Origin of the sequence: uncultured Nostoc sp. (assembly GCF_964247315.1) — a bacterium.
Taxonomy (GTDB): domain Bacteria; phylum Cyanobacteriota; class Cyanobacteriia; order Cyanobacteriales; family Nostocaceae; genus Nostoc.
Genome location: NZ_CAXTTT010000105.1, coordinates 1 through 21037 on the forward strand (window position 1 = coordinate 1; position 21037 = coordinate 21037).

Below are 21037 nucleotides of genomic sequence, written 5' to 3' on the forward strand. Positions count from 1 at the left end.
AAATAACAAATGAGTTCGCCAAAATAACAAATGCGTTGGCGTAGCCCGCCGCAGGTATCGCCATGATTGCAACAATTTAGCTTTGTCACGCCAGCGTAACGCACCCTTCTCCTATCGGAGACGCTACGCGAACGGGTGACGCTCCTGCGTCGCTAACGCTGCGCTAACAGCAGTCGCCTGCGGAGGGAAACCCTCCCGCAGCGCTGCTTCACCGCAAATCTTTGGTGGATGAAGTTTTTCCGACTTGTGTGTACAGCGTAGCCACTGCGGTCTTCTCCCAAAGGGAGAGGCTAGCGCCAAGGGGTTTCCCCAAGTGGAGCAAGTGGCGTGAGGGTTAGGGTGGGGTAAAAAAATATTTGATACATCAATTATGACTTTTCAAACATCCTCTAAATTTTGAACTTGGAATTAGTGATGAGAAATCTGCTCATTCTGACCTAAGTAGATCCTCACAATCCTTGCTATTCTCGCTCTGAGAGTTCTTTTATTGGCAACAACAAACTGGTTTCAATCTTCTGCCGCACGACACCTGTTACTTCACAGTTGCTATTAAGGCAATCAATTAGCAACTGATTGGCATCGTAATATTGTTGCAATACTTGCTGTTGCTCAGGACTAAAGTACCAATAGGTTAGGTGAGGAGTTTGAGCCAGCGCAAGGTAAAACGCACGAGTTGCAGCAGGTTGGGGGGGAGCAACAAGGGACTTTTGACTTGCCCAAGTTAAAAATTTTTGCAAATATGGATCTTCAGCCACTAGCGCATCAATTTGTTGCTTCATCAACTGCACTAGGAAATCTGCACTCTCCAACATGGCAACCGTTAACAAAAAGATTTCACGCCATCTAGGTTCAGTAATATGACTCGCCAGATGTTCCAATGGTTGCTCTGATGCGTGTAAATTATGAGTGGCGACGATTGTTCGAGCTGTTAAGTATTCTTGAAACGTCAAAGAAGAGAAGGAGAAAATCCCTCGCACTCGTTCTGCCAGTAATCCATGTTGCAACTCTATTGCCTTAAGTACCCCTTCACTATCTAATTGCAATTCCTCTAATTCCGTCGAAGCATTTGGCAAATCACGGATAAAGTCGCCAATGTATTGCTCAACAATCCGTTGTTCAAAAAAGTAATTACCATGCTCAAATGTCGCTGCTGCAACCTGACTTAGCAACTTCAGCTTTTGTGGTAATAAAAAACCTTCGTACACTTCATCGCGCTCAATTCCTTTAGTCTCGTCCCATTTGCCAAGCAAGAGGTCTAAACATTGCTTATAAAACGTCGCTTTTTGGGTTGGAAATTTATTCTGGTGAGCAAAAACCCAGCAGGCAAGGTGCAAAAACAACGGATTGACGGCAAGTCTGCGAAATTGCAAGTTTTCAGATAAATTTAGTTTTTCAATAAACTCAACTGCCTGTTGTTGCTTATCCTGGACATTCGTTTTTGCGATTACTGTAAACCATTTCTGAGCAAAAGCTACAATTTGCTTTTCAGTAAATGGAGCAATTTCAACATCTGTGAAGCGTCTGAGGCTAGAAGCTTTAGCCGCCGTGCGGCAGCTCACGACAAACAAATTCTTTTGATACTTTTCAGAGAGTCTGCGAATGTTGTTGACGACAGCTTTACTATCTTGAGCGAGTACTTCATCTAATCCATCCAGCAACAGCAACACTCTGCCCTCCGATAATAAAGTTTCAAGCACAGATGTATCTTTCATGCCGTAGGTGAAGAATTCCTCGCGAATATAGTTGAGTAAATCCAACTCCCCTGCTTTTCTAGATTCATCTGCAAAATCCCTTAAGGTGACAAAAATGGCAACCCGATTTGCTGCAAATTTACCTCGGTTGCATTGAATCGCCAGATATTGCAAAAAGGTGGTTTTACCTGCTCCCGGTTTTCCTAATACCCGCAGCTTTGAGTAAGTTTCAACTGCTCTCATGCCCGCGATTTGTGTCTGGGATACCTCACAATAGTCAAAGCGCTCAAATTCTTTTGGTGTGAAGCTTTGCAGATCAGCAAACTCTAACCACTGAAGGCTCGCAATCTCCTCCAAAATATTAACATCAATATAAATATCGTCGATTCTAACGGGGCGACTAACATCTAATAACTGCAAACTGCCGCACTGGTCTTGAATCTTGTCAAAGCGGTGCGCTCTCACCTGTTGTACTAGGGCATCAATATCTAAAAATTGACCACAAGTAAGTTCTTTTGATTCGCTGAACTCTTCTGGAGGATTAGCCGTAATCTCCTGCCAAGTCAACGACAACACAGTACAAATTTCTATAAAGATATAACGCTCAACCGGACGCCCAGTGAAAAAACGCCAAATTGGTTGCCGAGTCTTTAAGTTGACTTCAAAAGCCAGATTTTCTTGCGTCCATCCCTTTTGAGCAAACGCTCTTTTAGCCTGTTGTATTCCAACCTGTGATGCCTGGAGCGATCGCTTGACCATCGGACTAAAGCTTAATTCTAAAATCAATCACTCAAACTTTTATCAACCTCTTTTATCTTAGAGCTTTTTCTGCAAGCAAAATTTTCTTCTCAGTTAAACTTATACATCACTGATTAAAAATACGATCTCAAATATATTAATTTTTGTAACAAAATCAAATACTATGAACTTATTTTATACATTTCAAACTTTTAGCAAATTTAATCTTAAACACCCGTCTGTCATCCTCTATGAAGTAGAGATTAACAATCATCAAGGTAACAGACAGAGGGCAGTATTCCTCCTGCTCTCACCAAAGCTGCTTGATTGTTGAAGAGCAATCAAATTTTTTATTGATTAGTCAAGTATATAAATGATCTGCACAGCCGTTCAAACAATTCTTCTAATTGAAAATGATCGAGTTACCCTCAGTCTTTACTTAAAAGGTCTTCAGGCTAAAGGTTTTAATGTTATAGGTGTTGAAAACGGTCTTGTAGGTATCCAGCAAATACAAGAGCATTTACCTGACTTAGTGATTTGTGATATTACAATGCCTGATATCGATGGTTACACTGTTCTAACTACCTTACGCCAAAATCCTCAAACAGCACATATTCCCTTGATTTTCCTGACTGGTAGCACTGCTAGAGCCAATTTTCGCAAAGCTATGGAGTTAGGAGCGGATGACTATATTGCTAAACCATCAACACTAAACGAGTTACTCACAGCAATTACTGTCCGTTTACGCAAGCAAGCTCTTCTTCAATCCTGGTGGACTACTAAATTCCAGAAAGCTTTTAACTCAGCATCTGCAACCAAAAATTCACTCATGGTGACTCCTGAGTCAATCTTTCCCTGCACTCCCGAATTAAAAACAGTTTTTGACTTTATTGAAGCCCATTATCACCAAGGGATTTCTTTGTGTGATGTAGCTCAGGCAGTTGGTTACTCACCTGCTTACTTAACTAACAGAGTTGCAAAACAAACAGGAAATACTGTTAACAGTTGGATTATTAAACGTCGAATGGTACAAGCGTGCTTCTTACTCCAAAACAATGAACAAACAGTGGAGTTAATTGCTAAAGCGTTAGGTTATCAAGATGTATCTCATTTCTCCCGTCAGTTTCGCCAATATCACGGTTTACCTCCCCATGCTTGGCGTCAACAGTAGACCTCTTGTATAAATCAGGTTAACTGCTAAACAGATAAATTTATCGCTACTCTCTGCCCCTCTGCGTAAAACTTAAAATTCTTATTTTCAAATATTTGTGCAAGAGGTCTAGTATGTAAATTGTGATTTTTTAGAAATTCTTTAGCGATCGCTAAAGGATAAGAGTCTATCGAGAATAGGCTACTATTCTAGGCTGAGAATTTTACTTCCCTTCTTCCAGTAACAAAAGTTTTTCCGCTCCTCTTATACCAATTCTGTATAAAGATGCGCTAAATATATCAAGAACGAACCGCATAGACGCAAAGCGGCTGACCGCAAGATAGGGCGCATTCGCGTAGCGTTCCGTTAGAGAAGGACACAAAGGAAGAAAGAAAATTTGGCGCCGCCTCCCAAAGAAATGGTATTAAAAGAGGGTTAGGCAGAAGTCGTAGGAAAGGAGTTGTTTTTGTGAGGTCTGTATTGGACTTAACAGAGAAGCGCTATAGTCAAATTTGGACTAACATAACTGAGTGTCCGATCGCTTGCCTTTTCAAAGACTCATGACTAAAGTAACATCTCAAGAAATTGCACAGTTTCGCTCTCAATTGGCAGATGATAAGAGCGATATGGAAGCGCTGGATTTGATTGAAGACTGTGATGGAGATTTAGAAGATGCGGCGATGACGCTAGCTATCCGAGCCGGACAAGAACCAGAAAGAGCAAATTCCGAGTGGTTAGATGCCTTGGCGAGAAAATGGCGTGTGGTGATTTGCGAACAAGAATATCGCGAAGATTTGCTTAATACTTCACCTCAAAAGATGATGGAACATCTAAAAGCAATGCCGACGTTTCCGAAAATTTTGGCAACACCAGTTTTAATTTATGTCCTCAAGCAAGGCGTAAACAATTTTTGTGAGCCACTAGATTCGCTAAAGTGATCGGATGTACATTTAACTTGTGCTAAATTGTGCGATGCCTGCGGCGGGCTACGCCTACGCAGTTTGCAGTTGAGTTTAATACAGACCTAACAAGAACAGCCCCTTAAGAGCTAGCGTTGGGGAGTAAGACTGCTAACTCCTAACTCACAGGCGCGATTAATCGCGTCTCTACTCCTAACTCCTACCCAATGCAAGATGATTCGACCAGGACTGATACGCTGTTAGTTAAGGCAAAACTTCTATTAGACAAATTGTAAAATCAATGAATTACCTTGTTGCCGTATTACCAGACCGCATTCAAGCCGAAGCTGCTTACTTAGCTTTAGAAAAAGAAGGCATTAAGAGCACTATTTTGGGGAGGGGGTATAAAACGGCTGACGAGTTTGGCTTAATTGACCCCGCAGAGCAAGCTAAAAAGCAAGCAAAACAGATGGCAACCTGGCTGATACCATTTGGCTTTTTTGCAGGTTTTACATTCAGCCTCATTACTGGTTTAGATACTTTTGCTTGGGCGGGTGAAGTTGGCAATCACATTGTTGGCGGACTGCTGGGTGCTGCTAGTGGTGCAATGGGTGGTGTGTTTGTCGGTGGCGGAGTCGGTTTACTTATAGGTGGTGGTGATGCTTTACCTTATCGCAACCGCTTAGATGCGGGTAAATACTTGGTTGTCGTTCAAGGTTCTGAAACTCTTACTCGCCAAGCAACCAAAATATTACGTCAGTTTGATCCAGAAAATATCCAAGGTTATGCCGACACAAATACCGTGTATTGAATGAATCATAGTTTACACATCACGACACAGCGACTTGAGTTGCTTCCCTGTTCTTTGGAGGTGGCGCAAGCCGCTGCGATCAAAAACAAATCCCAAGTAGAAAGACTTTTAGGGGTAAAGGTTCCTGATGATTGGTATGCATCTGAAGTGCTAGATTTTTTTCCAATGTATGCTCAGATGCTAGTAGATGATCCTTCCCAGTTGGGTTGGGGTATGTGGCTAATGATTCACATTGCTAGATTCTACCTTGATTGGTGATTTAGGATTTGGTGGCAAACCCGATCGGACAGGAACTGTAGTAAATGGGTTATGAAGTCCTATCAGCTTATCGCCGGCAGGGATTTGCTTTTGAAGCAGTAGAAGCACTGGTCGATTTTGCCTTTACTCAGCAAGAACTTAAGAGAATTATCGCTTATTCTCTAGACGATCGTGTTGGCTCGATTCGCATTTTAGAAAAACTGGGAATGCAACAAATTGCTAGGGATGAAAATCTGCTGAAATGGGAATTAAAGTTAGAATCAAGATAGTTTTAAAGAGGGAATGGGGAATGGAGATGGGGCATGGGGCATTGGTAAAAGATAAATGAGAAATGACTAATTCATAATTTTTAAGAATGTTGCCACGAGAAGAACTTTTAAAAGGTGTTGAAAATCGAGATAGTGTAGCTCGTGCAATCGACCAAGCAGAGCAAGCAATCAAAACTTGGGAAGTGGTTTTAACAGATTTTCTATCTCCCCCAGAATTGGCGGAAATTCAACGGGTATTTAACCGATTAACAGAAGTGCAATTGGTGGCGTGGGGTGGATATCCGCAAGCTGAACGCCAAAGAATAGCGATCGCTCGTTCGGAACTTCCGTTAGATCAATCTCAAGTCAGCCTTGTAGCCGTGGAAATTGCTGGTAATTTCCTGTTTGATACCGCCTCTCACCGCGACTTTTTAGGCGCAATGTTGGGGACGGGAATTGTTCGTGAAAAAACGGGAGATGTGATTGTCTTAGGAGAACGAGGGGCGCAGGCGATTGTTGCACCAGAGTTAGTGGAATTTTTGTCAATGAGTCTGAAACAGGTGCGATCGGTTCCTGTGAAAACTCAGCAGATTGAGCTAACTGAATTAAAGGTTCGGGAACCCAAGAAAAAAGAATTAACTACTGTGGAGGCTTCTTTAAGATTAGATGCGATCGCATCTGCTGGTTTTGGCATGTCCCGCAGCAAAATGGTTGATTTCATTGATGCTGGTGATGTCCGCGTCAATTGGAAGGAAGTTACCCAAGCTAGTTCTCAAGTCAAATCAGGCGACTTAATCGCCATTCGCTCAAAAGGGCGTTTAGAAGTTGGGGAAATCGCCGTTACAAAAAAAGAGCGTTACCGAGTTCAATTAACAAGGTATATGTAATAAGTGAAGAGTGAGGAGTTTTAAATACACCAGTTTATTTAACTCCAAACTCCTAACTTGTACAGACGCGATTAATCGCGTCTGTAGTCCTAAATATATACTTAATACTTAAGCTTTAAAGTGTTTTGCTAACATATTCAGTAGAAGCTTACGCGGTACAAGTCGAGATAATTTGCTTCTAATTTGAGTGCTACTATCAGAGCTAATAACAGTTGGATAGCCTTTTTCTAAAGCCTCTAAAGATTCCAGAACCACTTTTTGGGAAGAATACACTTTATCTGTACTACTTGCCAGTGCTGGAGGAAAATTAGCTTCTGCAAAAAAGTTTGTTTCTATTGGCCCTGGACAAGTGACTAAAATACGGACACCATACTGATAATTTTCTGCCCATAATGCTTCACTGAAGCTGAGAATAAAAGCTTTGCTAGCAGCATAAACAGAAAGGTATGGTATCGGTTGAAATGCGGTAATAGAGGATACGTTAATAATACTTCCAGAACGACGTTGCCGCATCAATGGTAGAAATTTGTGGGTTAAATCTACCAATGCCAAAATGTTTAATTGTACGATTTTAACTTGTTTTTCTCCATCCCCCTCAGCAAAATCACCATAAGAACCAAAACCAGCATTGTTGATTAATAAGTCAATAGTTAATCCTTTTGCTTTCGTGGTTTCAAATACACTCTTCGCTGCATTAGGTTCTGTGAGGTCTTTTACTATAACGTCTACTTGAATGTTGTGTTGTTCTTGTAGTTGTTTAGCTAATTGGCTTAGTTTGTCTTCAGAACGAGCAACGAGTACAAGATTTGTCTTGCGTGCAGCTAGTTCTTGAGCAAAGGCTTTACCAATACCACTAGAGGCACCAGTAATTAAAGCAGTTGGCATTCTACATATTCAGATAGTTTTTGAGCACTTATAAATCTTAGCTATGCTGACTATAAGTTTTAACTACCCAAAGTGATATATCCAAAAGGGTAAAAGCAGCACTTAGTACTGTGAAATCTGAGTAAAGGCTTGCTCTACTCATAACTTCTCCTTACCTAAAACTTGACTTTTGGAAACTATATTAATTCTCCAAATATACCAATATGGGAGATTCTTAAATCTTCTTCATCTGTATTTTTCTCATAGTGATTCAAATTCATTTTGAATTGCTAATTACCATTTTTCAGACCAATAGATAATTTCTGAGTTGGAACTATTAATAGCAACGCCGTAGCTATCTCCATGATTCCACTTAAAGCCAGGTCTACCTTTGTCATCTGTATTTAATACTAAGATTTCATAAGTAGCTGGAAAAGATTCTGTAGGAGAGTCACTAGTGTAAAAGAAAGTTGTCGGCACACCGTTAGGTTGATTTATGTGGTCGTTTGTGTTACCACCTCTATATTTGTGCTTGGCACTATTTTTATATTGTGAAAGTAATTTTTCTATCTTGTTTGGTGGCTCTTTTAACCTAATTTGAAAAAAACTACTTCCTTGCAAAACTTTGGGAGAGTAAGCAATACGAACGTCTTTAGCATCAGGAGGAATCTCATTAGGAAAATGTTTTATTTGGTCATTATCAGACCATAGTTGATTACGAATTTCTTTATAGCGTGATGTATCAGTTATAATTTTAGGCTCACTAGTACTGTTAAAAGTTTTTCTCAGAAAAAAGCTTCCCCCGACAATACTAAGACTAGCAAGGGCTAATAGAAATTGCGATCGCTTCATCAAGTTGGGTGTGTCTAACTTTCATAGTCATATACCCAACTAATAAACTAAATTCGTACTATTACGGATATCGAATCAGAGATATTAACAGAAACTTTGTGTATTTAGAGGAAAATGGGGATAATTGTAAAATTAATGTGAAGTTGGTCAATGATTACCTAGTCAAATACCGTAGGCGATCCTCATTGAGGCTAGTACTACCGTTGTAGCTAACGAAATCAATTCCACAGCTAGCCATTTTTTTTCAATTCTTCCTGATGCAGCAATAACTAAAACGGATATATAAATAGTAGATGCACCTTAATTAAATCAAAGCCTTCAGCTTTTAGTTGAAGGCTTTTTTTTATTGCTGATATTTTTTTATTCAGAAACAAAATAAATTTACTTAAAATTATAATTTACCCGGATAGGGCAATAAATAAAGCGGATTAATAAATGGTAGATGCACCTTAATTAAATCATAGCCCTCAGCTTTTAGTTGAAGGCTTTTTTATTGGTAATAATTTTTTAATCAGGAAAAAATAAATTTACTTAAAATTATAATTTACCCGGATATGGCAATAAATAAAGCGGACTAATAAATGGTAGATGCACCCTAAGAATTTCAGCCCTCAGCCAAAAGCTGGAGGCTTTTATTATTTCAATATCGATGGCAGCAAACTGGGAGCTAACCACACTGCATAACCAATAAATCCAAACAGCAAGGTAATCAGAACAGTAATGCCGTAGCTGATGCAAATTAATAAACCATCAGATTCGATCGTGGCAACAGTCAAAAGTAAAATACCGATAGTAGGGATAGGATTTGTAAACGGAATTGGTAATATTAGTAATACTGTTAAGAAAGAGATACAAAACCCATTAATTCGCCAAACTAAAGGATTATGAGCTATTTTTGCTAATCGGGGACGGGCGATTTTCTGGAAAACTTTGGTAAGCCGTCCCAAATTTTGCAAAAGTAACTGGGCGAAGGAACGAGGAAATTTGTAGTTAGCGATTCTTTTTGGTAGCCAAGGCGATCGCCTTCCTAAAACCATTTGCACTGACAACAGTAAACAAGCACCACCAAATGGGCCAGTTAATCCCGGTGGCATAGGAAATAAAAAAGGCAAAACTAATAATGTAATTACCAGACTAAAGCCCCGTTCTGAGGTTTCTGTCAAAATATCACCTAGAGTCAGAGGTTGTTCAGCTAGGCGTTGCAACAGGGACTTTATATCTTGAGAAAATCTCAGATGCATTTGGCGTGAGTTGATGCGAGTTCCCACTTTGTAGTAAAGGGAGATAAGGGAGAATAACTTCTAAACTCTGCCAATTTTAGATTTTGGATTGAAAGAAAATCTAAAATTGAATGACTCCTAACTCCTGCTTTCTGGGGGTACTAAAACAGCTATAGCTTTAGGTATAACCCGAAAATGAGCAGGTGTGTAGGTAGTGATTTCACCATCTGTATTGATAGGGCGAGGTTTGCGAGTATGTACCTCTATTTCTTGACCTTGATGGGAGCGTACACTCTGCCAATGTATATGTCGCCCTCGTCGCATTGCGGGTAGTAATAATATAGCCTGCCACCAGTGTTCAATCTCCAAGCTATAAAGGTCTAGTCTTTGATCGTCTATTGTGGCATCGTCAGCCACTGCCATACCACCACCGTAATAGCGGCCGTTACCGACTGCAATTTGCACTGTTTTGACGCGAATTAATTCACCGTTGATCGCAATCTCTGCTGTAAAAGGTCTGGCTTCCAAAATCACTTGCAATGCAGTGGCTGCATAAGCAAATACTCCCCAACGGCGCTTGACTTCTTTCGTAAGTCGTTGGGTAATTTTTACACTCAATCCCATACTAGCAACGTTAAAAAAGTGCTTGTCATTCACACAACCCAAGTCGATGCGGTGTAAATGTCCATCTGCAATAATTTTACAAGCTTGGTTGAGGGAATTTGGGATTCCCAAAGTTCTCGCTAGATCGTTAGCAGTTCCCAGAGGCAAGATTCCCAAAGGTAACTGAGTTTCAATTAAAGCATCTACGGCAGCATTTAGAGTACCATCTCCTCCGCCAATAATTACCAAGTCAACTTGATGCTTATAGCTAAGTATGACTTCAGCAAGATGTTTGGGATCTTCTGTAGACTCCTCAATTAAATCAAAGCCAAGTGTTTTCAGATATTGAATTGCTTCTGACAGACCCTTTTGCCCTTGGCGAGCATGACGATTTACTAACAGCAGTGCGCGGGAACTCATGGGTAGTACCTTTTGTAATTGATATGTCCAATTATCCGCATCTATGTATTTTGCTTTATGTTAACTAGAAAAAAGTATTGAGGTTGTTATGAAAGTTATCAACAATTCATTTTAATAATACTTATTATATTGTAACTACTAATTTTTAATTTTTTTCTTTAGTTTAGCTCTACTAGTCATCAGTGTGTTTATCTTCAGCAAATATAATTATTACTCCCTAGATAAATAAAGTTTAGGTATTTTTATTTATAAAATAGCGAGTTATTCAAATATTATGATGCCAAAAACAAGGGAGATTTTTCATTAAAATAAATACATATACAGCAGATTGCAACTTGGTGAGGTACAGATTATTGTAAGGGCACAACAATGTTGTGCCTTTACCTGTCTACGTCATTTACTTGAAAAAATTTGTGTGTAGCGCTTCTGTGTTGAATTCAATACAGCGCTAGTTGGTTGCTTAACGAGGGTAAATCCCTATCTGCATTTTTAATTTTGCTTTTATGACTTTTTCGGGTCGGTGTCGCCACCAATAATTGCTTGAAACGTGTCCCCTAGTAAAAAGAAAAACGCCGCAAATAACACTACAAGCATTAAACTAGCAAGAGCGGCAAAAGGAGAGATGATAAACAAGATTAAAAGCGCAAACACCAATATATTTAGTAATGTTTTATTCATCTTTTTTCATATTGAATGATACGTGGATTTTCTACAAATAACAGATAAATCAACAATCTGTCACCTGCCCTCTGTTAGATTTAACCTGCGCGCGCTTACTTTTGTGGTCAAGGCGTTTTCTTTGAGAACTGCGAGTTGGTTTAGTGGGTTTGCGTTTTATTGTCACAACAACTGCGCTTTGAATGAGTTCTTGAAGTCGTTTCAAGGCTGACTCACGATTGTTCTCTTGGCTTCGGTGTTCCTGGGCTTTAATTACAACTACTCCTTCTTGGTTAATGCGTCGATCGTTGAGCTTTAAAAGCTGTTGTTTATAATAATCGGGTAATGATGAAGCCGCAATATCGAAGCGCAAGTGGATCGCGGTAGAAACCTTATTCACATTTTGGCCTCCCGCTCCTTGGGAGCGAATCGCAGTAATTTCAATCTCAGTCTGTAGGATAATAACTTTGTTGGAAATTTGTAGCATTGCTCACAAGGCAAAAGAAAAACTTTTAAATTTGGGATAAACTTTCTTTACTCGGTTTGCTCGGCTAAATCTATCATTACATCTGCGTCTTCATTGTTGTTCAAATTTACTTCTAAAGTCTGTCCTTGGATTGTTACTTGATCGCCCGGTACTAGTCGCCGTCCTCGTCGAGTTTCCAACATACCGTTTACTTGGACATCGCCACCTTGAATCATCAGCTTGGCTTGACCTCCAGTTGGTACTATCCCCATCAATTTTAAAAATTGATTTAACTTGATTGTGTTGTCTCTAATTTTCTTCATCGTAAATAAATGTACACGATCTTAATTGTATCGTGGGCTTCTCAAGCTAAAGCGTAAATCTGTTACACCACATAATCAGCTAAGTACAGCATTTCATTAATTCGTAGCAAATTAAATTTGGCAATCCCTGCAATGCCATTGCGTCGGGTGACAATGCCAATGCGTCGGGTGACAATGCCATTGTGTCGGTGAACAATGCCATTGCGTCGGTGAACAATGCCATTGTGTCGGGTGACAATGCCATTGTGTCGGTGAACAATGCTATTGTGTTGGCTGACAATGCCAATGCGTCATGCATTTAACAACGTTACGCTTTACGCAAAACTTTAGTGATAAATGTGAATTTACGCCAGTTTTCATTTAATTAAACCGTATATCGTAGTAGAAGCACAGCAATGCTGTACCTCTAGTACATGGTGTATTTATCTGAAAATTGCTAATTTTATTAGTTGGCTGTGGTGGAGCGACGCTGAACAGCCAGTCGTAGATATCGCTCTCACAAAAACTGTAATACCAGTTTATTATCTATAATGTTGATCGACAAAACTGCCAGATATGGGCTAAAAACTAGTCTGGAAGGTTCTTTTAGTGTGCTCAGGGGACTGGATCTATGATTAAGCTTGGTTTATTGGTACAGTCCCAGAATAACTCTTTGGGTATCGGAAAAGTTACAGAAATATCTGATAGCAATGCAAATGTTGAGTATTTCTGCTCTATAGGGCAACGTCTCCAAAAAACTTTACCATTAAATTCTCTCTCTCAAGTCAAGCTGGAACCCCAGGCTCGATGCTATATTAAGTCCCAAACTCAGGATAAATGGATAGTTGGCAGAGTTTTCATCTGGGATGATGATACAGAAATGTATCAAATTGATTTACCAGATAAGAAAACTGCGATCGCTTCTGTTGAAGACATTTACGTTCGTTGTAATCTACCAAATACAGACCCGATCCAAACTCTGGCGATGAAGGGTCACGAAACGCCCTATTTCCACGATAAAAGATTGGCTTTTGTGAAATCCTTGATTCAGCAACGCGCTGTGAGTCGCGGGATGACAGGACTAATTTCGGCAAATATTAATCTTTATCCTCACCAAGTTGAAGTAGTGCGGCGGGTACTGGAAGACCCAATTCAACGCTACTTGTTAGCAGACGAGGTGGGACTCGGAAAAACCATTGAAGCGGGTGCGATTCTCCGTCAATTTCTTCTCGATGAACCGAAAAAAGGTGCGGTAGTGATAGTTCCGCAATATTTGCTCAAACAATGGCGAACTGAGTTAGAAAACAAGTTTTACATCTCCCATTTTGGCAAACGGGTAGCGGTGCTGGCGGTTGAAGATATCCATAAAATCAATCTGAAAGCAAGGATAGGTTGCTTAATTTTAGATGAAGCCCATCATATTGCGGCAATGGCAACCTCTAAGGATGCAACAGTGCGCCAGCGTTTTCAGACTTGCAAAGAACTGGCTCATAAAAGCGATCGCTTACTTTTATTATCTGCCACTCCGGTTCTCAATCACGAGCAAGATTTTCTGGCAATGTTGCATTTGCTCGACCCGACAACCTATAAACTGGGCGATTTAGCAGGTTTCCGCACCAAAGTTGAAAGCCGTCAACAAATTGGTAAACTTCTGCTTTCTTTTAAAGAAGGTGCAGAATCAGAGGTTCTCAAAAGCAACTTGCAGCAACTACGAAACCTGTTTGCGGAGGATGAATATTTACTGAAGCTGGCGGATGATTTAGCAAATTTACCAGCAAATTCTACCAAGCAAGAGCAAATCATCCAAGCGATTCGCGTCCATGTCAGCGATATCTATCGACTACATCGGCGAATGCTTCGCAACCGTCGCGCTGCGGTGGAAGATGTGATATTTGACCGCAATTTTACGCCAAAAGAAGAGTATGATTTAGACGAGCGATCGCTTGATATTCACGAACTCCTGAATCAATGGCGGAGTGTTGCTCCTAGTGAAAAGCAATATCAGCAAATTTTTCTGCTGTTATTTCTCGCTGCTGGGACTTGGTTAGGGATTTTAGAGCAGGTAATTACGGCGCGTTTAACTGCGAAACCTCATGCTAAACTCATCCAAGAGTTTAAAGAAGATGATGTTCGCCTCTTAACTACAACCCCCAAATTCTCAGGGGAAGAAGAGATTCTCCAATCCTTACTAAAAATTGTTCGTCAACCTCAAGAGGACGGACAACGGACGGAAAATTTGAAAACAGTACTGCTGAATCAGCTAGGTACATACTTCAAAATTCCCGCAAACGTTCGGAAGAATCAAAAGGAATTCATCACCAGAATACAGCAGAGAATCAAAAGACCAATTACTGGCGACATTCTACCCAAATTTGTTGTATTTACCAGTTTTGTGCAAACTTGTGGCGAAATTGTCCGGTATTTATCTGATACCTTTGGTGCAGAGACAATAGCTAGCCATCAATTTGGAGAATCACCAGATAAAGTTGAGGAAGGCTTAAATAGGTTCAAGAATAACCCAAACTGCTTTATTTTAGTATGCGATCGCTCTGGAGAAGAAGGACGTAACCTTCAGTTTGCCGATTGGTTAATTCATTTTGACCTTCCTTGGTCGCCTAATCAATTAGAGCAGAGAATTGGCAGACTTGACCGCATTGGCAGCAAAATTGGTATCCAATCTAGTGCCTTGATTGGGCCTTACTTGGAAGATAGCCCTCACAATGCTTGGTATAAAGTCTTAAAAGATGGGTTTGGTATTTTCCAACAATCAATTGCCAGTCTCCAGTTTTATGTCGATGAGAAACTTGCAGAATTAGAAACAGTTTTGTTTCAATCAGGTGCGGCTAGATTATTAGAGATGGTTTCACCAATTCAAGAGCAAATTGAAGCGGAAATAGCCAAAATTAGCGAACAAAATGCTCTAGATGAAATTGATGCAAACAATGAAATTGCTACCGAGTATTTTCAAGACTTAGATAATTACGATGCTCGTCATCTAGAAATTAGGCGAGCAATTGAAGGCTGGATTTGTGACGCACTGGGATTCAGAGGACTCAATAACCCCGATTCATCAGAGATGCGACGTTATCAACCGACAACGCGTACCTTGGTTCCGATAAATGAGTTACAAAACCGTTTTGCTGAGAGTTCCCTAGATCAATTTGGTACTTATAATCGCAGGGTAGCAAACCAAAATGCTGGTGTTAAACTCTTTCGAGTTGGCGAAGGATTTATCGAAGCACTCTTGAACTATATCAACTGGGATGACCGAGGTGAAGCCTTTGCTCTGTGGCGCACTGATGCATCTTGGAACGCGAAAGAAGGGAAGGAATGGTTTGGTTTTCAATGTAATTATGTAGTCGAGGCAAATTTAAAAAATGCCAAACAAGTTTTACTAGATAACAAACTAGATAATTCTCAGTTCAAAAACTTGCAGCGACGTGTTGATGCTCTATTTCCGCCAATTATAGAAACTATCTATGTTGACGGTCGCAAAGAGCCAATACGTGCTGTTGAGGATAAAGCTCTTTTAAGTATTCTACAACGTCCATACAAAGATAAAAACAATAATCAAGGACGAGATTATAACCTAGCAAAAGAGCGCTTAGGAATTATTGATGATTTTGTTGACCCTAGTAAATGGCAAAATTTTTGCTATCAAGTGCGTAACACTTCTTCAGAATTACTTTCCAATCGTCCCGATTTTATTGACTTGTGCCAAAATTGTGCTAAAGTTGCCGAAAAGAAATTAGCCAATAGAATAGAACAATTACGCCTACGTCTGAACCAGCAAAGTTGGGATAATGCATTAGCTGAAGAATTGAAGATAGAAACTGCTTTAAATGCAGCCATTCTAGAGGGAATTCGCCAGCCGCTTCTGAGGCTTGATTCTGTGGGTTTTATTGTTGTATCGGGGCGATCGCTTGTGCAATTTGAGTGATATTGTGTGCGATTGAATAGCTTTGGTAATCCTAATTGAGAGCTTGAGATCCCCGACTTTTTAAAGAAGTTGGGGATATTTTTGTTCTAGTGTTACTGATGAAATTGCTATAAAAACATATACAGCAGTTCTCAAGTAGATGAGGTACAAAGTGCAGGACTGCTAAAATTATGTTTTTATTGAGAATGAATAATGAACGAATAAGGTTTAGAAAAAACGCGATCGCTTTATTAGCCAAGGTGTAGTCCATCGCAGCACCAAGAAATTCACAAACAAAAGGAGAACCGATGACTGATAAAAAGGTCGTGCTAGTAACAGGAACATCATCTGGATTCGGGCAGCTAACTGCTCAAAAGCTTGCTCAAGAAGGTTACTGGGTTTTTGGTACTAGTCGCAAGGAACATCCAACTTTACAAGATGTGGAAATGTTGACACTCGATGTTACCTCTGAGTCTTCAGTACAATCCTGTATCAAACAGTTGCTCGCGCGGACTAATCACATTGATTTATTGATTAACAATGCTGGACAGATTCATGCCAGCATGATTGAAGAAACTTCTTTAGAACAAGCCAAGGAGGTTTTTGAAACCAACTTTTGGGGTGTTGTCCGGGTTAGCAATGCTGTTTTGCCAGTTATGAGACAGCAGCGTAGTGGGCATATTATTAATATCAGTTCGGTGGCGGGATTGATTGGCGCACCAGGCCAAGGTTTTTACAGTGCAAGTAAGTTTGCACTTGAAGGTTATAGCGAAGCATTGAGCGTGGAACTAGACCCCTTCAATATTAAAGTGTCTTTAATTGAGCCTGGTTACTTTAAGACCAACTTTAACCAGGCTATGTTGTCACCCACATTGAATTACGCTGATTACGACAATGTACGCGATGTGATTCGCTCAACTGTTAGTCAAGCAATTGCACAAGGCGACGATCCTGAAAAAGTTGCACAGACGATTCTATTTGCTGCTCGTAGTCGGTTGCCACGACTACGCTATCGTGTTGGCAATGAGGCACAATGGTTGCCTCGCTTAAAAGCAATATTGCCAGATAACTTATTTCGATTTGGTGCGCGCAAGCGGTTGAATTTACCATAAATCACAGCCAAATCTCCAACGCCGCAATTTTCGGTTAAGGCAAGTTTTTAGCCGGACACGATATTACACGCTCAAGGAGGGTGCTAGGGCTAAAGTTTTTGTCAGATCGGTAAGAAGAACGCGATCGCAGAGGTTAAACAGTTCTGCTTCAGTAGAAGTCTGTCGCATCAACCGTAAAAAATGACCTTCAGTGTCAACACTCAGAGCAATGTAGTTGAGGAACATTTTCAGATAGCCTACGCGCGATCGCTCTGGCATAGTTACTGCTGTTGGGGTTTGCCATAAACGATCGATATAGTTGCGTACCTCTGCTAAAGGAACGGGCGCGATCGGCTCGAAACGCAAAGCTTGCCGAATTTGATTAAAAAGCCAAGGATTACCGATCGCCCAACGTCCTACCATCACACCCGCCGCGCCGGTTTGAGAAAGCACTTCAACAGCAGTTGTTGCCGAGTTGATATTGCCATTAGCAAGCACTGGACAATCGACTTGTCTGACTGCTTCAGCGATCAAATCATATTTCACTGTCCCATGATACATATCTTTGACGGTGCGACCATGCAAAGAGAGCAAATCAATGCTGTGGCGATTGATTATATCTAGAATTTTGTAAAAATTATCTGTATTTTCAAAGCCTACACGCATCTTGACAGTCAAAGGTCGATCGTTCACAGCAGAACGCAGTTCTCCCAGAATCCGATCCACTTTTTCTGGTAAGAGCAGCAATCCACCTCCAACATTTTTGCGATAGATTCTGGGTGCTGGACAGCCCATGTTCAAGTCAACTCCAGCAATATTATACTTGCAAAGTTCCTTTGCTGTTCTTACTAAGTCTGGAATGCTTTCGCCAATCATTTGAGCAAAAACGGGGCGACCTGTGTCGTTTTCGGTGATTGCTGCCAGAATGCTACGATTAAGCCGTGAGGTATCATTGACGCGGAAATATTCGGTGAAGAAGTAGTCAGGGCTACCGTAGTGGGCAATGACCTTCATAAACCAGAGATTTGTCACATCCTGCATAGGCGCAAGAGCGGTGAGGGGCAGGTGTGGATAGAACGATTGGGGGAGCGATACCTGGGGCATAAAGATGAAGAGCGATCGACAAAGCATCACTGTTAAGTTATACCAATTTTAAAAATAATTACGACAGATGCACTAATAGAACCCAAACAGAGAAAGCGATTCCCAATCCAAAATCTAAAATCCAAAATGGTATTAATTGGTGTTATTGCACTAATGGAGAGGTTTTGTATGCTTATTTGTGGACGTAAGCAATCAATATTGGTACAGTAGCTCATACTACAGGAGTTCTATTTGTTGCAATTGCTATATATAAAGTATTCCCATGAAAAAGGCACTCTTACTAGTAGAAAAGACAGCGATGCCTACGGCAGGCTACGCCTACGCACTCTGAAAGGTTTGACATAGTAGCAGTGTACTGCCTGTTCCAAGCGATCGCTGCTTTGGTGCAACTTTGACTCTTTAAATTTTTTGTCAGATACAAGGATACTACAAGCAAATACAAGTGTCAAAAGTTACTTTAACCAACGTTTAGTTGCCTCTGCAATGCGTTCCCCGAAGCGTAGTGAAGTCAGATAATCACCTGAATCTAGCACTGGTTCTTTGCCACTCATATCGAGTTGACTTTGACCCATTACACCTAGAAATCCTCCTAATCGATTTACCCCATCATCTTTACCAGATAAAAAGCTTTGCAAATCTCCCACGTTTACCCAAATCATGCCATGTTGGGCTGCGTTGGTAGCTAAATAGAGAAGTGTGCCTTGTTTATCGCCACTAGGAGAGCTGGAATGGGTAAAACCCCCAGCGATTTTGTCTTTCCATCCATGTCGGAACCAAACTTCGCTAGCAGCATCAATAAATGCCTTGAACTGAGCCGCGACACCACCCATGTAGGTAGGAGAGCCAAAAACAATTGCATCAGCTTGATTGAGAGCTGCTATTCCCTGATCATTCTTCCAACGACCATTGACTATCTGCTCTCCAGTAACCCGTAGCAGTTCAACAGTAGTGTCTTTAACTTTACTTGCACCTTCAGCAATAGCTTGGGCCATAAGATGAGTATGACCTGCACCAGAAAAATAGATAATCACAACGCTGGGCATAGGAGGTTTAGTGAAAATTTTGACTGAAACTGAACGAGAAACATCATAAGGACTACTGGCTTATAAAGTAAAGTAGTCAATCTTAAAGTCATGCAAATCCCAGCAGGTTTTTTCTGGAGCTACCGTGTACTGAAACTTAGGGCTAAACTATTACGTAACAAAACATAAAAATAGGTTTTGTTAGTCTCTGGTATTCTTCTAAAAGAAAATTCTTTTGTTCCAAGTCTTTCTCCTATTTTTGTCAACCAGGTATGTCTCTCAATGATGTAGTGATTGACCGTGCCAGTCTCAATGATGTTACTGAAATTGTCAAGTTGGCCCAAGCCAATGACGCAGAACATGGTGGTATGTTGTTAGGTCATCTTGAGCCAGAGGCTGTGATGATGACTATCTCTCAAATGCCAAGTGTTGTAGCCCGTAAAGATGGTCAAGTTGTCGGATTCTTACTCAGTTGGTCAAAGACAACTGCTAATTTACCAATTATAAAGGTGATGTTACAAGCCTATCCTGGTACAAAAGATGCTTACTTGTATGGCCCCATTTGTGTTGATGAAACTATGCGCGGGCAAGGTATTGCTGCGGTAATGTTTGCTAAGTTGAAAGATTTTCTACCAGAGCGGGAAGGAATACTCTTCATCAAGGCAAATAACAAAGCATCACTTCAGGCACATCAAAAGATGGGTATGTGCAAGATGGCAGAGTTCATTTCTGAAGGCACTAAATTTTTGATATTCGCGTATAATGGCTAACTACTTGATAGGTTCTCTTTGAGATGAAACTGAGTGGCTAATCTGGATAATTTAAGTTATTTACTATTGGCTTAATCTGGAAAGTGATACAAGAGGATTATTAGCCAACAGCCAAGAAATTTATTTCATGGCGGAAGATGGGGCTTGATGGTGTAAATTATTTATCCATAAGTCTGTAATCTGCTCTTGTTGGAGTCCAAACCTCTATGCATTTACTCAAAGTATCAATTTTGACATTTTTGGTAACAACATTTTCATTTCTTCAACAAAGCCGTGCTGATACCAGTGCGCCACCAATTAAGACACAGGTTCAAGAAGTAGCACAGTGGTTCACTGGTTTTTTTGATAATGCCCAACAGATTGCTAACAGCCCCTCTGTGCCATTAATCACTATGTCAAATTGTAGTGTGCAACTGGATGATACTAATCCTTTGGCTGACACACAGAACGTTTATCTAGAGCAAGAAAGCCCAGGTTTTGAGCGCCTACGCCTTTATTCTTTTAATGAAGGAAATTCGGCTGTGAATTTAAGTATTAGCAGCTTTTTAAATGAAAATACTGTGCGTGGGTTGTGCAATCATTCTCAGTCTAGGCGACAGCTTAGTATTAACAATGTCGAGAACAACACCTGTAATCTGCAATTATTTTGGGAGCCGAATAGTTACATTGGGAATAACGCTCCCAATGGCTGTATAACAAGTAATGGCTTCAAAGTGGTTTCCGATGTAACTATTGAGCAGAGTAGCATCGACTCCTTAGACAAAATTTTTGACAAAAAAGGTAATTTACTTGTGGCCACACCCATCGAATTCCGTCGAGTTAATTCTGTTCCAGAACCCTCTGTTACATTCGGGTTGCTGGCTTTGGGAATCTGGAGTACAAAAAATACAATTTCAGATTGGCGAAAACAGAAATCAAAAAAGAATAAAACCTCTGTTTTAAGTTAGCGATAGGGGGCGACAAAGCTCTAAGCTTTAGCTGACTAACTTGAGCTATAGCAATCCTTGCAGGAGTCGTGAAAAATATAAATAAGGAAACGAACCGCCTTTCCTTCCCTACGGGACG

General features: G+C 40.5%; 22 protein-coding genes. 10 read left to right on the forward strand and 12 right to left on the reverse strand.

The genetic code is table 11. From position 1 onward, the window contains the following. Positions 1–123 precede the first annotated feature (123 nt). Both ACFE93_RS25960 and ACFE93_RS25965 read right to left on the reverse strand, forming a co-directional pair. Entirely contained in the window at positions 124–300 is a 177-nt protein-coding gene (locus tag ACFE93_RS25960) for a hypothetical protein (RefSeq protein WP_375477572.1), read from the reverse strand. Positions 301–461: 161 nt separating this feature from the next. Continuing rightward, positions 462–2450, reverse strand: coding sequence for an NACHT domain-containing protein (locus ACFE93_RS25965; RefSeq protein WP_375477618.1), 1989 nt, complete (start codon positions 2448–2450; stop codon positions 462–464). A gap of 352 nt (positions 2451–2802) precedes the next feature. Between ACFE93_RS25965 and ACFE93_RS25970 the strand changes: the two genes are divergently transcribed. The 6 genes from ACFE93_RS25970 to ACFE93_RS25995 all read left to right on the forward strand — a co-directional run bounded on the left by ACFE93_RS25970 (position 2803) and on the right by ACFE93_RS25995 (position 6682). Next, the gene (locus tag ACFE93_RS25970) at positions 2803–3600 is read left to right on the forward strand and encodes a response regulator (RefSeq protein WP_375477574.1); all 798 of its coding nucleotides are present in this window, start codon (positions 2803–2805) and stop codon (positions 3598–3600) included. Positions 3601–4139: 539 nt separating this feature from the next. Beyond that, entirely contained in the window at positions 4140–4517 is a 378-nt protein-coding gene (locus ACFE93_RS25975; RefSeq protein WP_334853741.1) for a hypothetical protein, read from the forward strand. A 262-nt stretch (positions 4518–4779) separates the two neighbouring features. Beyond that, complete coding sequence (locus tag ACFE93_RS25980) at positions 4780–5289, forward strand: hypothetical protein (RefSeq protein ID WP_375477576.1); 510 nt, start codon at positions 4780–4782, stop codon at positions 5287–5289. Next, a complete protein-coding gene (locus tag ACFE93_RS25985) occupies positions 5290–5547 on the forward strand; it encodes a hypothetical protein (protein ID WP_375477578.1) in 258 nt (85 codons plus the stop codon). Positions 5548–5591: 44 nt separating this feature from the next. Continuing rightward, the gene (locus ACFE93_RS25990) at positions 5592–5816 is read left to right on the forward strand and encodes a GNAT family N-acetyltransferase (protein ID WP_375477580.1); all 225 of its coding nucleotides are present in this window, start codon (positions 5592–5594) and stop codon (positions 5814–5816) included. 86 nt (positions 5817–5902) lie between these two features. Next, entirely contained in the window at positions 5903–6682 is a 780-nt protein-coding gene (locus ACFE93_RS25995; protein ID WP_104909074.1) for a photosystem II S4 domain protein, read from the forward strand. 108 nt (positions 6683–6790) lie between these two features. Here ACFE93_RS25995 and ACFE93_RS26000 read toward each other — a convergent pair whose 3' ends face one another. From ACFE93_RS26000 to ACFE93_RS26035, 8 genes are all read right to left on the reverse strand, one after another. After that, positions 6791–7567, reverse strand: a complete 777-nt coding sequence (locus ACFE93_RS26000) for an SDR family NAD(P)-dependent oxidoreductase (protein WP_375477582.1) — start codon at positions 7565–7567, stop codon at positions 6791–6793. Positions 7568–7840: 273 nt separating this feature from the next. Then, positions 7841–8398, reverse strand: coding sequence for a hypothetical protein (locus ACFE93_RS26005; protein WP_375477584.1), 558 nt, complete (start codon positions 8396–8398; stop codon positions 7841–7843). Between the two features lie 635 nt (positions 8399–9033). After that, positions 9034–9639, reverse strand: coding sequence for an exopolysaccharide biosynthesis protein (locus tag ACFE93_RS26010; RefSeq protein WP_375477586.1), 606 nt, complete (start codon positions 9637–9639; stop codon positions 9034–9036). Between the two features lie 117 nt (positions 9640–9756). Further along, on the reverse strand, positions 9757–10641 hold the full coding sequence (locus tag ACFE93_RS26015; RefSeq protein WP_375477588.1) for a lipid kinase: 885 nt from the start codon (positions 10639–10641) through the stop codon (positions 9757–9759). A 501-nt stretch (positions 10642–11142) separates the two neighbouring features. Further along, a complete protein-coding gene (locus ACFE93_RS26020) occupies positions 11143–11319 on the reverse strand; it encodes a hypothetical protein (RefSeq protein WP_375477590.1) in 177 nt (58 codons plus the stop codon). 49 nt (positions 11320–11368) lie between these two features. Further along, positions 11369–11785 (reverse strand): alternative ribosome rescue aminoacyl-tRNA hydrolase ArfB, encoded by a 417-nt coding sequence (gene arfB, locus ACFE93_RS26025; protein WP_375477592.1) that lies wholly within the window; start codon positions 11783–11785, stop codon positions 11369–11371. 47 nt (positions 11786–11832) lie between these two features. Next, entirely contained in the window at positions 11833–12087 is a 255-nt protein-coding gene (locus tag ACFE93_RS26030; protein WP_292861812.1) for an RNA-binding S4 domain-containing protein, read from the reverse strand. Between the two features lie 79 nt (positions 12088–12166). Further along, the gene (locus tag ACFE93_RS26035) at positions 12167–12385 is read right to left on the reverse strand and encodes a hypothetical protein (protein WP_375477594.1); all 219 of its coding nucleotides are present in this window, start codon (positions 12383–12385) and stop codon (positions 12167–12169) included. Positions 12386–12697: 312 nt separating this feature from the next. On the opposite strand from ACFE93_RS26035, the gene dpdE reads away from it, so the two are divergent. Then, positions 12698–16006, forward strand: coding sequence for a protein DpdE (dpdE, locus tag ACFE93_RS26040; protein ID WP_375477596.1), 3309 nt, complete (start codon positions 12698–12700; stop codon positions 16004–16006). A 287-nt stretch (positions 16007–16293) separates the two neighbouring features. Next, positions 16294–17097 (forward strand): SDR family NAD(P)-dependent oxidoreductase, encoded by an 804-nt coding sequence (locus ACFE93_RS26045; RefSeq protein ID WP_375477598.1) that lies wholly within the window; start codon positions 16294–16296, stop codon positions 17095–17097. 63 nt (positions 17098–17160) lie between these two features. Here the strand turns inward: ACFE93_RS26045 and ACFE93_RS26050 are convergent, their stop codons facing one another. Both ACFE93_RS26050 and ACFE93_RS26055 read right to left on the reverse strand, forming a co-directional pair. Next, positions 17161–18180 carry a tRNA dihydrouridine synthase gene (locus ACFE93_RS26050; protein ID WP_375477600.1) on the reverse strand — a complete coding sequence of 340 codons (1020 nt, stop codon included), beginning with the start codon at positions 18178–18180 and terminating at the stop codon, positions 17161–17163. A 452-nt stretch (positions 18181–18632) separates the two neighbouring features. Further along, on the reverse strand, positions 18633–19223 hold the full coding sequence (locus tag ACFE93_RS26055; protein ID WP_375477603.1) for a flavodoxin family protein: 591 nt from the start codon (positions 19221–19223) through the stop codon (positions 18633–18635). 251 nt (positions 19224–19474) lie between these two features. Here ACFE93_RS26055 and ACFE93_RS26060 point away from each other — a divergent pair, with 251 nt between their 5' ends. Continuing rightward, on the forward strand, positions 19475–19972 hold the full coding sequence (locus tag ACFE93_RS26060) for a GNAT family N-acetyltransferase (RefSeq protein WP_375477605.1): 498 nt from the start codon (positions 19475–19477) through the stop codon (positions 19970–19972). Positions 19973–20178: 206 nt separating this feature from the next. After that, on the forward strand, positions 20179–20919 hold the full coding sequence (locus ACFE93_RS26065; protein ID WP_375477607.1) for a chromophore lyase CpcT/CpeT: 741 nt from the start codon (positions 20179–20181) through the stop codon (positions 20917–20919). The last annotated feature ends 118 nt before the right edge of the window (positions 20920–21037 follow it).